This window comes from Pseudoxanthomonas sp. UTMC 1351 (assembly GCF_040948865.1).
In the GTDB taxonomy this organism is placed as follows: Bacteria; Pseudomonadota; Gammaproteobacteria; order Xanthomonadales; family Xanthomonadaceae; genus Pseudoxanthomonas_A.
This window is the reverse complement of the sequence record NZ_JAVGJT010000034.1, coordinates 1-13,862: the sequence shown is the minus strand read 5'-3', so window position 1 is coordinate 13,862 and position 13,862 is coordinate 1. Positions and strand designations below refer to the sequence as shown.

At 63.0% G+C, this 13,862-nt stretch carries 12 protein-coding genes and 1 tRNA gene; 1 reads left to right on the top strand and 12 read right to left on the bottom strand.

The features are described from left to right. Window positions 1–25: 25 nt before the first annotated feature. The 12 genes from AB6O04_RS18640 to AB6O04_RS18585 form a co-directional block, all read right to left on the bottom strand. Window positions 26–101 (bottom strand) — tRNA-Gly (locus AB6O04_RS18640). Then, window positions 92–739 (bottom strand): CDP-diacylglycerol--glycerol-3-phosphate 3-phosphatidyltransferase, encoded by a 648-nt coding sequence (gene pgsA / locus AB6O04_RS18635; RefSeq protein ID WP_368565826.1) that lies wholly within the window; start codon window positions 737–739, stop codon window positions 92–94. Before pgsA ends, AB6O04_RS18640 begins: the two co-directional genes overlap by 10 nt. A gap of 7 nt (window positions 740–746) precedes the next feature. Beyond that, on the bottom strand, window positions 747–2,597 hold the full coding sequence (uvrC, locus tag AB6O04_RS18630) for an excinuclease ABC subunit UvrC (protein ID WP_368565824.1): 1,851 nt from the start codon (window positions 2,595–2,597) through the stop codon (window positions 747–749). After that, window positions 2,594–4,015 carry a hypothetical protein gene (locus AB6O04_RS18625; protein ID WP_368565823.1) on the bottom strand — a complete coding sequence of 474 codons (1,422 nt, stop codon included), beginning with the start codon at window positions 4,013–4,015 and terminating at the stop codon, window positions 2,594–2,596. Before AB6O04_RS18625 ends, uvrC begins: the two co-directional genes overlap by 4 nt. 25 nt (window positions 4,016–4,040) lie before the next feature. Then, the gene (locus AB6O04_RS18620) at window positions 4,041–4,505 is read right to left on the bottom strand and encodes a low molecular weight protein-tyrosine-phosphatase (protein ID WP_368565821.1); all 465 of its coding nucleotides are present in this window, start codon (window positions 4,503–4,505) and stop codon (window positions 4,041–4,043) included. Beyond that, window positions 4,502–5,275 (bottom strand): 3-deoxy-manno-octulosonate cytidylyltransferase, encoded by a 774-nt coding sequence (gene kdsB, locus AB6O04_RS18615; protein WP_368565820.1) that lies wholly within the window; start codon window positions 5,273–5,275, stop codon window positions 4,502–4,504. Before kdsB ends, AB6O04_RS18620 begins: the two co-directional genes overlap by 4 nt. 206 nt (window positions 5,276–5,481) lie before the next feature. After that, entirely contained in the window at window positions 5,482–6,501 is a 1,020-nt protein-coding gene (gene lpxK, locus AB6O04_RS18610; protein ID WP_368565819.1) for a tetraacyldisaccharide 4'-kinase, read from the bottom strand. Further along, window positions 6,498–8,276 (bottom strand): lipid A export permease/ATP-binding protein MsbA, encoded by a 1,779-nt coding sequence (gene msbA / locus AB6O04_RS18605; protein WP_368565818.1) that lies wholly within the window; start codon window positions 8,274–8,276, stop codon window positions 6,498–6,500. The genes lpxK and msbA overlap by 4 nt, the downstream gene beginning before the upstream one ends. Then, window positions 8,273–8,695, bottom strand: a complete 423-nt coding sequence (locus AB6O04_RS18600) for an ExbD/TolR family protein (RefSeq protein WP_368565817.1) — start codon at window positions 8,693–8,695, stop codon at window positions 8,273–8,275. Before AB6O04_RS18600 ends, msbA begins: the two co-directional genes overlap by 4 nt. Window positions 8,696–8,704: 9 nt before the next feature. Next, window positions 8,705–9,364, bottom strand: coding sequence for a MotA/TolQ/ExbB proton channel family protein (locus AB6O04_RS18595; protein ID WP_368565816.1), 660 nt, complete (start codon window positions 9,362–9,364; stop codon window positions 8,705–8,707). 2 nt (window positions 9,365–9,366) lie between these two features. Further along, window positions 9,367–11,754 (bottom strand): DNA internalization-related competence protein ComEC/Rec2, encoded by a 2,388-nt coding sequence (locus AB6O04_RS18590; RefSeq protein ID WP_368565815.1) that lies wholly within the window; start codon window positions 11,752–11,754, stop codon window positions 9,367–9,369. 1 nt (window position 11,755) lies between these two features. Continuing rightward, window positions 11,756–12,718 (bottom strand): integron integrase, encoded by a 963-nt coding sequence (locus AB6O04_RS18585; protein WP_368565813.1) that lies wholly within the window; start codon window positions 12,716–12,718, stop codon window positions 11,756–11,758. A gap of 623 nt (window positions 12,719–13,341) precedes the next feature. Between AB6O04_RS18585 and AB6O04_RS18580 the strand changes: the two genes are divergently transcribed. Next, window positions 13,342–13,773: a bleomycin resistance family protein gene (locus tag AB6O04_RS18580; RefSeq protein ID WP_368565812.1), complete on the top strand. Its 432-nt coding sequence runs from the start codon at window positions 13,342–13,344 to the stop codon at window positions 13,771–13,773. The last annotated feature ends 89 nt before the right edge of the window (window positions 13,774–13,862 follow it).

Sequence of the window (13,862 nt, the reverse complement as noted above, 5' to 3'; positions counted from 1 at the left end):
TCAGTGGGATTCGTGGGTCTCTATCTGGAGCGGGAAACGAGACTCGAACTCGCGACCTCAACCTTGGCAAGGTTGCGCTCTACCAACTGAGCTATTCCCGCGTCGAGAGAGGCGAAATTGTAGCGTCTTGTTTCGGGCTGTCAACAGCCTTTTTTTCATCGGCACGCAAAATCGGCCACGCAGCCCGCAAATACTGGCCTCCGGACCATAAGGTGAGAATGGCCGCCAGCGCCAGCAGCCAGTCGCCGAGGTGGAAAACCCACTCGCCCAGCCAGATATCCGAGCGATCCAGCTTGCCTGGCGTGGACGCATACAGCAGGCAGCCCAGGGCGACCATTTGCACGATGGTTTTGATCTTGCCCAGAGACGCCACTTTGACGGTGGCGCGCTGACCGAGTTCGGCCATCCATTCACGCAAGGCGGAAACCGCGATCTCGCGGCCCACGATAACGGCAGCCCATATCGCCATCCACATGGTGGGGTTGTCCTGCACGATGAGGAACAGCGCTACCGCCACCATCAGCTTGTCCGCCACCGGGTCCAGGAACGCCCCGAAGGCCGAATACAAGTGATAGCGGCGCGCTATCCAACCGTCCAGCCAATCGGTAACGGCCGCCAGGATGAAGACGAAAGCCGCGGCGAAGTTGGTCCATTTGAAAGGCAGGTAGAACACCAGCACCAGCACCGGAATCAATACGATTCGCAGCAGGGTAAGCCAGGTGGGGACAGTCAACTTCATTACGCGATTACTCGTTTCCTGCGTTCGGCGTCGGCAACCCGTGCAGGTTAGCGTAGATACGCTCGGCCAGCGCGGCATTAATCCCGTCCACGCGCGCGATTTCGTCGGCGCCGGCGGCTTTCAATCCGGCCAATCCACCAAAATGCTTGAGCAAACTGGCGCGCCGGCGTGGGCCGATGCCGGCGATGTCCTCCAGCTTACTCGTCATGCGTGCTTTTTGCCGCTTGCCGCGGTGGCCGGTGATGGCAAAACGGTGAGCTTCGTCGCGTACTTGCTGAATCAATTGCAACGCAGGCGACGCGGCACCGGGCCGGATTTCGCGGCCGTTCTCCAAGATGAGAGTTTCGTGACCGGCCCTGCGCTCTTCGCCCTTGGCCACGCCCACCAGCACTACGCCACCATCCACACCCAGATCGGCCAAAGCGCTTTTCGCCTGCGCCAACTGCCCGGCGCCACCATCGATCAGCAGCACGTCGGGAAGCACACCGCCCTCTTCTACCGCGCGGCGAAAGCGCCGTTCGATGGCTTGGCGCATGGCGGCGTAGTCGTCGCCCGGCTCGATGCCGGTGATGTTGTAGCGCCGGTATTGCCCGCGCACCGGGCCGTTGGCGTCGAACACCACGCACGACGCGACCGTCGCTTCGCCCATCGTATGACTGATATCGAAGCATTCGATCCGCCGCGCGGGTTCACTCAAGCCCAGCATTTCGCGCAGCGCTTCGCTGCGTGCGGTTTGCGCGTTGCGACTGGACACTTCGGTGACCAGCGCAATTTCGGCATTGCGCTTGGCCAAATCCAGATAACCTGCGCGTTCGCTGCGGACATTCCATTTCAGCTGGACCTTGCGACCGGCGGCGGCTGTCAGCGCCGATTCGATCAGGGCGGATTCCGGGATTTCGCGGTCCAGCAGGATTTCTCTCGGCGGCAACTGCTCCGCGTAGTACTGCGACACAAACGCGCCCAGCACCTCTTCCGCGCTGTCTTCGCCGTTGGTTTTCGGGAAAAAAGTGCGCGTGCCCAGATTGCGGCCATCGCGGAAGGCCAACAGCAGCACACACGCAGTGCTGCCCTGCATGGCGCACGCCAGTACGTCGAGATCGGCCGCGTGGCCGTCCACGTATTGGCGTGCCTGCAAGCTGCGGATCGAGCCGACCAGATCGCGCAAACGCGCGGCCTGTTCGAAATCCAAGCGCGCGCTGGCAGCCTCCATGGCGCCGTTCAGTTCCCCCGTCAGTTCATCGCTGCGACCGTCCAGGAACAAGCTGGCGCGGCGCACGGACTCGGCGTATTCGGCTTGCGCCACCAGGTCCACGCAAGGCGCGCTGCAGCGGCCGATCTGATATTGCAGGCACGGCCGGGTCCGGTTGCGGAATACGCTGTCTTCGCAGTTGCGGATCTTGAACAGCTTCTGCATCAGATTGAGCGTATCGCGCACGGCGGTAACGCTGGGATAAGGGCCGAAATAGCGCCCAGGCACCGCCCGCGGCCCACGGTGAAGCGCGATTCGCGGCCAGGTTTCCTGGGTCAGCAGCACGTAGGGGTAGCTCTTGTCATCGCGCAGCAGCACGTTGTAGCGCGGCAGCAGCGACTTGATCAGCTGGTTTTCCAGCAGCAGCGCTTCGCCTTCGGTGCGGGTGACGGTCACGTCCATCCGTGCCACCTGCGCCAGCATGGCCAATGTACGCGGCGTCTTGGGCGTGTTGCTGAAGTAGCTGGAGACGCGCTTGCGCAGCGCGCCCGCCTTGCCGACGTACAGCAGGCTGTCGTCGGCGGCGTACATGCGGTACACCCCTGGAGCCGTACTCAGGCCGGCCGCGAAGGCCTTGCCATCGAAATCCACCTTGTTGGTACCGCTCATTCGTCGATCGGGACGTGGCTCAGTTCGCCGGTGGCGATATCGTAACGCAGCACCGCATGTGCATCGGTTTCCGCGATCCACACCGCACCTGCGGCGACCGACAGCCCCGCGGGTCCCCGCAGGGGGCGCGGCAAGGGAACGGTGGTGAGTTCTCCACCACCCAGCCGCAAGCTACGCAAGCTGCCATTGCCGGTATCGGCGATCCATAGCAGCGGCGCGTCGGGGCTGAGCGCAATGGCCTGCGGATGCTGCAAACGCGCCGATTCGCGCGGGCCATCTTCTGCCCCGAAATCCCAAAGCCCCTGCCCTACCAGCGTCTGCACGATATCGCCGCGCAACTGCAGCGAGCGGATCGCGGAACCTAAGGTGTCGCAAACGTAGACGACCTGATGCACTGCCGCCAGCGAAGTCGGCTGAGCGAAGGCAGCCATCGGCCCACTGCCGTCGCGGATGTCCAACTGACCGGATCCGGCGCGCTGGCGCAATTCGCGGGTGCCCAGGTCGTAGCTCCAGATGCGATTGTCGCCGGCGGTCGCCAGATACACCTGATTGTTGACCACGGCCAACGCTTGCGGCTGGTTCAAGAACACGTCGCGCGGCACCGAAGCCAAGCCTTCGACTGTTTCCCCCGGACGGCCGTTGCCGCATAACGTGGCCACGATGCCGCTGGACAGGGTGATGCAGCGCAGCGCGTGATTACCGCTATCGGCCACATACAACGATTCGCGCAGCAGCGCCAAGCCCTGCGGATGGCGGAACGCGGCGTGGCTGGAATCGCCATCGACGAAATCCGGCGTTCCCATACCGAACTGCCGGACGACGCGGCCCTGATGGGTGCACTCCAGCACGCGATGGTGGCCGGTGTCGGCAATGAACAGGCGTTCCGGGGTGGCGATCAAACCGGTGGGGAAACGCAACGGCAGGCGCGGCTCAGGACTGCTTTCGGCCGCGTCGCGCAAGTCGTCATCGGTGGGTGAATGCAGGGTTTCGCACAAGTTGGCGACCGAGCGCTCCAGCTCTGACGAGGCATCCACGCCGACCATGCGATGACGGATGTGTCCTTCACCATCAATCAGCAGCACAGTGGGCCAGGAATCGATGCCGAATCGCTGCCAGGCGGCCCAATCAGCGTCCTGCGCGATGGGCAGGCCCACGCCGTGCCGGCGCAGGCGCTTCAACGCGCTCTGCGGGTCGCGTTCGCTATCGAAACGGGGCACGTTGACGATCAATGCCTGTAGCCGGCCCGGGTAGCGGGACTGCAGAGAGGTCAGTTCGCTCAAGCGCTGTCCGCACCACGCCGAAGCGGCGTTGACGAACGCCAGCGCGACGATCCGGCCCCGCTGGTCGTGCAGCGAGGTGGCGGGTGCATTCAGCCATTGCAGGCCACGGGGAAATTCGGGTGCGAGAGCGGCGTTCATCGTCTTCCTTGATTATGCCGAAGTGTCACATTTGCGACAGCCGGTGCACAACCGCTGATCCGGCTGAATCGACCAGTCGCCAGACCCGCTCGAAATCCGCTGAGCCGCCGGTGTAGGGATCCGGGATTTCGCCGCCTTCCTGCAACCCCGCCCATTCGAGCAGCAGCGCCACCTTGCCTTCGCTGCCCTGTGGCGCGATCCGCAGCACATCGCGCACCACGCTGGCGTCGGCACACAGCAACCAGTCGAAGTGGTCGAAGTCTTCGGGTTTCAATTGCCGTGCCCGCTGGCCCGAGATATCCATGCCGTGCGAACGAGCGCAGGCAATGGCGCGCCGGTCCGGCGGCTCGCCCTGGTGCCAGTGGCCGGTGCCGGCGGAATCCACCTCCACCCTGCCCGCAAAAGGGGAATCCTCGATATGCGCGCGCAGCGCGCCCTCCGCCAACGGCGAGCGGCAGATATTGCCCAGGCACACCACCAGCAGCTTCAAAGGCCACCCGCCAACGTGGCTTCGGCGCGCACCAGATCTTCCGGAGTGTCCACGCCCGGCGGGAACGGTTCCGGCGTCAGTGCCACGGTGATCCGAAACCCGGCCTCAAGAACACGCAATTGTTCCAGCGACTCCACTTGCTCAAGCCGGCCGGGCGGCATGGCCGAAAACCGCCGCAGGAAACCTGCGTGGTACGCATAGATGCCGATATGCCGCAGCCATTCGCCCGGCGGCATCACATCGCGGCTCTGGGCGAACGCGTCCCGATGCCAGGGAATGGGTGCACGGCTGAAGTACAGCGCATCGCCATTGGCGGCACGCACCAGCTTCACCGCATTCGGGTCGAACAGGGTTTCGGCGTCGGTGATCGGCACCGCCAAGGTGGCCATGTCCGCACCCGTGCTGGCTAATGCCTCGGCGACCGCACGAATGCCTGCCGGCGGCGCGAAGGGTTCGTCGCCCTGGAGATTCACCACCAACGTGTCGTCGGACCAGCCCGCGATATCCGCGCATTCGGCCAGTCGGTCGCTTCCCGATGCATGCGCAGGCGAGGTCATGGCGACACGCACTTGGGTGGATTCGAGCGCCTCGCGAATGCGCTCATCGTCAGTGGCAACCCAGACCTCGCCCGCCCCCGCCGCCAGAGCACGGCGCGCCACATGCACGACCAGCGGTTCTCCGCCCAGCAGCCGCAAGGGTTTTCCCGGCAGGCGGGAGGCCGCATAGCGGGCGGGAATGGCGACAGTAAAAGCGGTTGGGTTAGGCGACATGGAGTGTGCGCGATCTCGGTTTCAAGTGAGTGATTTTTCCCTACCAGCACCATAGGGTGGGCCCTGGCCCACCATTGCTATCGAAACGCTTGCGCAAACAACTATCGAAATCCATATCGCGAACGTTTCAACCCACCTCCCCCAAATGCTGTCGTGAATTCAAGCATGGCGTTGGTGGGCCGGGGCCCACCCTATGCTCTTCCCGTTCACCGTTCACCGTTCACCGCAACCTTCAGTGTTTTCAGCCGATCCAGCAAGGCCACCCAGAATGCCTCGGGTAGTTGCGCGGCCACGGGCACGCTGAAAAACCAATCATCGGCAAGTTCCATGCACTTCACGGCATCCTTTTCCGTCATCAGTATCGGCAACTCGCTGCCGAAGGCGAAGTCGTCCTCGGTATAGCGATGATGATCCTCGAAGGCATGCGGCACGACACCCAATCCCAGCCCGCGCAACATGTCGAAGAAGCGCTGAGGATTGCCGATTCCCGCCACGGCGTGCACGCGCTGGCCGGCGAATGATGTCAGAGCGCGTGGACGGCCGCCTCGCAGCGGCAATGCGCAATCGGCGGCAAGACGCATGGGCCACTCACCGAAACCGGCTTCAATGTCGGCGTGGGCGATGTTCAGCACCCGGAAGTCACACCCCGCCGCGCGTTCGACAGGCTCACGGAGCGGACCGGCCGGCAACAAACGGCCGTTTCCGTATCGGCGCTGGGCGTCGATGACTTCTATCTCTATATCGCGGTGCAGCTGGTAATGCTGCAGACCATCGTCGCAGATCACCACATCGCAGCCGGTCGCGACCAGCGCGCGCGTGGCGGCGACGCGATCACGGTCCACCCGCACCCGGATGCCGGTCTGGCGGGCGATCAGCACCGGTTCGTCGCCGCCGTCCTCGGGCGAAGTCGCGGCATCCACCCACCGCGGTTTGTCTTCGCCACGCCGCCCATAGCCGCGGCTAGCGACGCCCGGCTTGTAACCATCAGCGCGCAGGCGCTCCACCAAGGCGATGGTCAACGGCGTCTTGCCGGTACCACCCACAGTGATGTTGCCAACCACGATCACCGGCACGTCGACGCGCTGGCGGCGCAGCACGCCGGCATTGAACAGCCGTCCACGTAGCGCCACCAACCCCCGATAGACCGACGAAAGCGCGCGCGCAGCCAGCGGCGGCGGCGCGTCGTTGAACCAATAAGCGGGAGTCTTGGTTTGCGGTTTGCTCACCCGTTCTCGCCTTCGCGGAACTGCATCTGATGCAGGTGCGCATACAGGCCGCCGCGCGCCAGCAATTCGGAATGGGTGCCCTGCTCCACCAGCCGGCCCTGGTCCAGCACCAACACCTGATCGGCATGTTCGATGGTCGACAGGCGATGCGCGATGACCAGCGTGGTGCGGTCCGGCATCAGCTTCTGCAATGCGTTCTGCACCAGCCGTTCCGATTCGTTGTCCAGTGCGGCGGTCGCTTCGTCCAGGATCAGCAGCGGCGCATCCTTCAACATGGCGCGGGCGATCGCCAGACGCTGGCGCTGGCCGCCGGACAGCCGGCCACCCTTGGTTCCGATGGGTTCGTCCAGCCCCGCCGGAAGCTCTTCCACGAACTCCATCGCATTGGCGCCCTGCACCGCGTGTTCCAGCGCTTCCGGCGGCGCCTGCTGCAACTCGCCATAGGCGACATTGGCTGCGACGGTACCGTCGAACAGCATCACCTGCTGCCCCACCAGCGCGATCTGCCGACGCAGATCCGCCAAACGGTAGTCCTGCAGCGGATGCCCATCCAACAGAATGATGCCGGCTTCGGGTTCGTAGAATCGCGGAATCAGTTTGATCAACGTGGATTTGCCGCTACCGGAACGGCCCACGATGGCCGTCACCGTCCCCGGACGCGCGGTGAAGCTGATGTCTTCCAGCGCCGGCCGCGGCTGGCCGGGATAACGAGCCGAGATATTGCGGAATTCCAGCAACCCTTGCGTGCGCTCCAACGGAAGCGTGCCGGTGTCAGCTTCATCGGGTGCATCGAGCACCGAAAACAGGCGTTCGGCCGAGGCCACGCCACGCTGCAGCATGCCTTGCACGTTCGTCAGTTGCTTCAGTGCGGGAATGATGGCGATCATCGACGTCATCAGCACCACGAAACCGCCAGCATTCAAACGGCCGGCAACCGCTTCTCGTCCCGCCAGGAACAGCAGCACCGCCAGCCCGATGGCGCCCATCAGCTGCACCAGCGCGGAAGAAATGCCGCGGGTGGATTCCACCTTCAGGCTCAACTTCAGATGCGTGTTGGCCAGCGTGGTGTAGCGCTCCAGCTCGGCCTGCTGCGCGCCATAGATCTTGACTTCATTGTGATTGGATAGCGCCTGGTCCGCGGACTGCATCAGACTGCCGCCGCTTTCCTGGATACGGTGGCTGATGCGCCGGTAACGCCGCCCCACTTTGTCCATCACCCATGCCAGCGGCGGCGCCAGCACGAGAATTGCGATGGTTACCTGCCAACTGGTCCACAGCATCACCCCCAACATGGCGATGACCTGCAGCGATTGCTGGACCATGACCTTCATGGCGTCAATGGCGGCCTGGGCGACCTGATCGCTGTCCGAGCCCAGCCGCATCAGCATGGAAGGTACCGGCTCCACATCGAACCGCAGCCCCGGCAGACGCAGGTACTTTCCCAATACGGTGACGCGCAGATCGCGCGCGATGCCGCGCCCGGATTTGGCCATGCTGTAGTCGGTCAGGTAACCGGCAAAGCCACGCGCCAGGAACAAGCCTACGATGGCCAATGGCAGCAACAGGCTGACGCCGGTGTTCTTGGTGATGAAGGTTTCGTTGACGATGGGGCCCATGAGCCAGGTGAAACCGGCACCCGCCACCGCTTCGATCACCATGCCAAGCCCAGCCAGCCAGAGCAGACCGCTGTAGGGACTGGCCAAGCCGATCAGGCGCCGATAGGTTTGCCAGGGCGAGAGGTTCGCGCCCACGGGTTCGCTTACCGCTTCGGTCACTTCTTGCTCTCCGGCGCCGTGGCGATGGAGATCTTGCGGAAACCGAGTTGGCCCAAGGCGTCCAATGCGGTCACCACCGCTTGGTGCGGCGTACGCGCATCAGCGCGTAGCAACACAGTGCGCTGGCGGTCGTCGCCCGCCACTTGAGTCAGCGTTTGCTTGAGCGCATCGATGTCGGTGCGCAGCACTTCGTGTTCGTCCACAAAGTAGTGCCCGTCGGCGTTGACCAGCACGCTCAGCGCCTTGGTCTGCGCGGCTACCGGCTCACCGGTGGCACTAGGCAACTGCAATTGCAGCATCGAGCGGGAGTCGAACGTCGTGGTGATCACGAAAAAGATGATCAGCACCAGGATGACATCGATCAGCGGAACCAGATTGATTTCCGGTTCGTCTTGGGCACGGTCGTCGCGTATCCGCATCGCCGGAACTCAGGCGCCAGCCGTGGCGGGAGATACAGCGGCGTTGGGACGCACTGCCGGGCGCGGATGCCGCGCTTCCAGCGCGTCCAGCAGTGCGGTGGCTTCCTTTTCCATCTCGATCACGTAGGCCGCTACGCGGCCACGGAAATAGCGATGGAACATCAGCGCCGGGATCGCCACGATCATGCCGGTGGCCGCGCAGACCAATGCCTTGCCAATGCCGCCAGCCAACTGGTTCACATCGCCCACACCGCTGTCCAGGATGCCCAGGAACATCTGGATCATGCCCACCACGGTGCCCAGCAAGCCCAGCAGCGGCCCCGCGGAGGCGATGCTGCCCAGGCTGTTAAGGAACTTTTCCATCCGGTGGACGATATGCCGACCGGTGTCTTCGATGCGTTCGCGAATCTGTTCGCGCGGGCGATGACGCACGTCCAGCGCGGCGGCCAGCAATTCGCCTAGTGGTGAAGTGCGCCGCAGCGACTCAATGTGGGCCTGTTCCAATTGGCCGCGTACGGCCCAGGTGCGGACTTCCTTCCCCAGACCGGGCGGCAGCACTTCCTTGCGGCGCAGCGTCCAGAACCGCTCCACCACGATGGCCAGGGCCAGCACCGCCAGCAGCAGCAGCGGAATCATCGGCCAACCACCGGCCTTGACCAATTCCAGCACGTTCAGTCCTCCGGCACATCGGGCCGCTCGTTCGAAGGCCGATAGGATAGCCCAGCTGCCTGCGAGCGCCGCACCGGGTCCCATAAACGCGCCCGGGAGTGGCGTCGTTCACGGACCACCGGGCCTTCCTCTTCCAGCCAGACCCGCAGTGCGCCGCCGGTCTCGGTACTCAGGACTTCCGCGCCTGCCCGTTGCCACCGGGCAACAATCTGAGGCTTGGGATGCCCGAAGCGATTGCGGTAGCCGTTGGCTACCAATACCAGCCGGGCTCCGGTGGCGGCGACAAACGCTGGGTCGGAAGAGCCTGCGCTGCCGTGATGCGGGGCGAGCACGACATCCGCTCGGACGGACGCCGGATCGCGCCGTACCAGCTCCCGCTCGATGACTTCGCCAATGTCCCCAGTCAGCAATGCTGCGCCGTGCACAGTCTCGACCCGAAGCACGCAGCTGGCTTCATTGCCCAAGTAGGGGAAATGCGGCGTGGGATGAAGGAAACGAAACCGCACACCATCCCACTCCCAGGACTGACCGCTGCGGCACGGGCCGTCCATATCGACCGGTGCACCTTCCGGTGCCAGCGATTGCTCTACTGGCACGGCACGCCGAACGGCCTCCACCCCACCGGCATGATCGTTATCGTGATGACTGATGATCACCCGGTCCAAGCGCGCCACGCCCAGCGCCCGAAGCGCCGGCACCACCGCCCGTTCGCCGGCGTCAAACCCGTCCTCCACCGCCGGCCCGGCGTCGTAGAGCAGCGCGTGATGCCGGGTCCTGACCAGTACCGACAAACCCTGCCCCACATCGATAACCACCAGTTCTGCTTCACCTCGTGCCGGCAGTTCACGATCCGGCCAAAGCATGGGTAGCCATAACAGCAGCGCCAGCGACTTGCCAGGTACGCCGCGCGGCAACAACAGCCAAAAAGCGCCGAGCAAGGCCAACGGCAATGCAGCGGCATGCGGTTCCGGTAGCCACCAAAGCGCAAACCGGCTTTGCGCCAGCCGCACGAATCCGGGCCACGTCAGATCGAAACATGCGGCAGCCAGCCGCCACATCCAACCGCCCCAACCAGTATGTAGCGTGTCCAGTGCGGTGCCGATCAACGACATCGGCACCACCACCAAGCTCCACCACGGGATGGCAACCAGATTGGCGAGCGGCCCCACCAGCGAAGCCTGCCCGAACAGCGCTACCGTCAGCGGCAGCAATCCCAATGTGGCCACACCCTGCGCGGAGAGGAAACCCTTCGCCCAGTGCTGCGATTGCGGCAGGCACCAGGCCAGCCAGGCGACACCTGCAAAACTAAGCCAGAAGCCGGCCGCCAAAATCGATAACGGGTCGAATGCGAGCACGGCCAGCGCCGCCAGCGCCAGCGAATCGGCAACCCGTACCGGCCGACGCGATAACCTCGCCAGCACCACGACTGCGATCATGAGTGCCGTGCGCACCGTCGGCAGCGCGAAACCCGCCACCACTGCGTAACCCATGGCTCCGACCATGGCCGCCACACCCGCTGCCTGCGGTCGTGGGATCCGGCGAGCCCATGTTGGAAAACATCGCCAGATACCCGAGGCACACAAGGCGAAGAAGCCGGCCACCAGACCAACATGGAAGCCCGAGATAGCGATCAGATGCGTCAGGCCAACAGCGCGCAGGATTTCCCAATCCTCATTTTGCAGCGCAGTGGTATCCCCCAACGCGAGCGCGCGGACATAGCGGGCAGATTCGGACGGGACACTCGCCTGGATGCGCACTGACATACCCTCGCGCCAAGCATCTATGCCACGGGGCCTGTCGATTGCTTCGGCAAAATGCGGATCACGCACGTAACCTGTTGCACTGATGCGTTGCCCCAATGCGTGGCGTTCGCTATCGAATCCGCCGGGATTACTAAGGCCGCGTGGCGCACGTACCTGCACAGTCAGCCGCCAGCGCGCGCCCGCGCGAAGTTGTTTGCGCGGACCGATCTCAGTAGCGCCGTAATCGTCGTACCAGGACAACTGCACTCGCTGCCCCCTCAGCGGTGCCGGCTGCGCTGGATTGTCGTCGACCAGAAAAAGGAAGCGCGTACGACGCGCTTGGGATTGGGGTAGATCGATCACTTGGCCCTCGACCTTGAGATCCTGCTTCTCCCACTCATGCGGCAGCTGTGCCGAAAGCACGAATGCCGCATGCAAACTCGCCCAACCAAACCCAACCATTAAAGGGCCCGCCAGCCGTAGGCGGAGCCCCTTCCACCACAATCCGATGCCCAGCAACAAGCACAACGCAGTCATTGGCCAGGGCAACAACTGCGGAAGCAGCAAGCATCCCATCGCACCCAGCAGCATCAGGGCCGCGGCGGCAAGCCCGAATCCAGGAGGCGCTTCGTTCCGCTGGATCGTCATATCAGCGGTCGAGCGGACTCAACACACCGCCCGCCCCGCGATTCAGCACATGGGTATATATCTGCGTGGTCGTCACGTCCTTATGGCCCAGCAGTTCCTGCACGGTGCGTATGTCGTAGCCGGCTTCCAGCAAATGCGTCGCAAAGCAATGCCGGAGCGTGTGCGGACTGACTGGCTTGGTCAAGCCGATGTGTAGTGCAGCCGCCCTGACCGCACGTTGCAGCACCTTCTCGTCGATGTGGTGCCGTTTCTCGCCTCCATCCAAGGGATCGATGCTACGGCGCGTGGCGAAAAACACATACTGCCAACCCAGCTCCTGCGCCGCATTCGGATACTTGCGAGCAAGTGCATGGGGAAGCGCCACTTTACCGAAACCCGCCTCCAGATCGCGTTGATGCGACGCCTTGGCGTCCGCGATATGACGCGCGACGTGTTCCCGCAGAGTGGCCGGCAATACCGTCTTGCGGTCTTTGCCCCCTTTGCCGTTCCGCACGGTCAGTTCGCCGCGCGCCAGATCGATGTCCTTGATCCGCAGCCGCACGCACTCCATCAACCGAAGACCGCTACCGTAGAGAAGACTGGCCATCAGCCACTCCCGGCCGGTCATTCCGCGAAGCAACGCCACCACTTCCGCCTTGTTTAACACCACCGGCAGACGCCGAGGCTGCTTGGCGCGGACGACATTCTCCATCCACGGGAGATCTATCCCCAACACCTCCCGATATAGAAACAGAAGCGCGGCAAGCGCCTGATTCTGAGTGCTGGCGGCTACCCGCTCCTGCACCGCCAACCGAGTGAGGAATCTTTCCACATGCACCCCGCCAAGCAAACGCGGGTGTGTCTTCCCATTCGCATGAATGTACCGGCGAATCCAGTAGAGATACGCTTTTTCCGTCCGCAAACTGTAGTGCTTCAACCGCAAACGACCACGAACTTCATCCATCAAGCGCGGAGGTCGAACCATCTCACCCGATCTATTTATCGGGGTGCCGTTGCCGCGATATTCCATAGCGGGGTCTCCTTGCCCTCTAATGCCAAAATCTAGCGCCAGGCAAAGCGTCCGTGTATCAGTCCAACCCGCTGATACTTGTAAGAAAATTCCTGTTGACAGCCCCACTCACCCCACAACAGACTGCGTGCATTGCCCCACTTTGGGGTCGAATAGTAGTTAGGCCGCATGAGAATTTCTCACCCGCTGAAAGCCCTGGTCCTGCTTCTGTGTGTCGGATGCACCTCAGTTCCGCCCACAGATCCAACTTTCAGTGGCGAGTACTTCTACAACTTCGAGTTCGCGTATCTCACCCCCGACGGACAGAATGTTCGCTGGTGCATCAAGGGCGACATGTCTGGCGCGGAGTTGCCTGAGCGCTGGGGCACTTCCCGTATTGTGGTTCGCGGCACTCTTGGGCCAGAGGGGAGTTATGGCAATCTGGGAGTGTGCAAGCACGTCCTTACCGTTACGCAGCTCATCAGCGTCAGTAACATGCGGGGCCGCCAGTGATCCGGCTGCGGCCTAACAATTCAATCAAGCCGAACTTGCTTCGCAAGTCGGCTTATTTCAGGCGTTAGGCGCCACACAAGGCCACCATGATCGTCAAACATCTAACCCCGATCTTGAATGTATCCAACATCCAACAGTCCTTCTTGTGGTTTGAGAAACTCGGTTGGAAGAAGGGATGGGATTGGGGCACACCGCCTACTTTTGGCGGGGTCTGCTCGGGGCACTGCGAAATCTTCCTTTGCCAAAACGGACAAGGCGGCCGTGGGCTCAGCGACTATCCGGCGACATTCGGCCCATCCTCTAACGAGGCTGCAGAGAAAGGAGTATGGATGTCACTCTGGGTGGACGACGTTGACGTGCTTCATCAACGTTGTCTTGAGCAAGGGATTGAGGTTACATGGCCACCAACCGACATGCCCTGGAATGTCCGAGAGATGCACGTTCGTCACCCCGATGGTCACGTCTTTAGAGTGAGTCAGGACATCGAAGGTCAGGGCGACACATCGGGTGGCGCCTAACAATTCATTCAAGCCGAACCGGTAGCTCCTACGGTTTAGTGGACACCCTGATCTAACTATCAGGAGTGTCATCCATGCCCAGACCAGGT

What these genes read in the sequence shown, in the direction of transcription:
- AB6O04_RS18580 (WP_368565812.1), top strand. Translation starts at nt 13,342, where the DNA reads ATGATCGTCAAACATCTAACCCCGATCTTGAATGTATCCAACATCCAA.
- AB6O04_RS18590 (WP_368565815.1), bottom strand. Translation starts at nt 11,754, where the DNA reads ATGACGATCCAGCGGAACGAAGCGCCTCCTGGATTCGGGCTTGCCGCC.
- uvrC (WP_368565824.1), bottom strand. Translation starts at nt 2,597, where the DNA reads ATGAGCGGTACCAACAAGGTGGATTTCGATGGCAAGGCCTTCGCGGCC.
- AB6O04_RS18585 (WP_368565813.1), bottom strand. Translation starts at nt 12,718, where the DNA reads ATGGTTCGACCTCCGCGCTTGATGGATGAAGTTCGTGGTCGTTTGCGG.
- kdsB (WP_368565820.1), bottom strand. Translation starts at nt 5,275, where the DNA reads ATGTCGCCTAACCCAACCGCTTTTACTGTCGCCATTCCCGCCCGCTAT.
- AB6O04_RS18600 (WP_368565817.1), bottom strand. Translation starts at nt 8,695, where the DNA reads ATGCGGATACGCGACGACCGTGCCCAAGACGAACCGGAAATCAATCTG.
- AB6O04_RS18625 (WP_368565823.1), bottom strand. Translation starts at nt 4,015, where the DNA reads ATGAACGCCGCTCTCGCACCCGAATTTCCCCGTGGCCTGCAATGGCTG.
- pgsA (WP_368565826.1), bottom strand. Translation starts at nt 739, where the DNA reads ATGAAGTTGACTGTCCCCACCTGGCTTACCCTGCTGCGAATCGTATTG.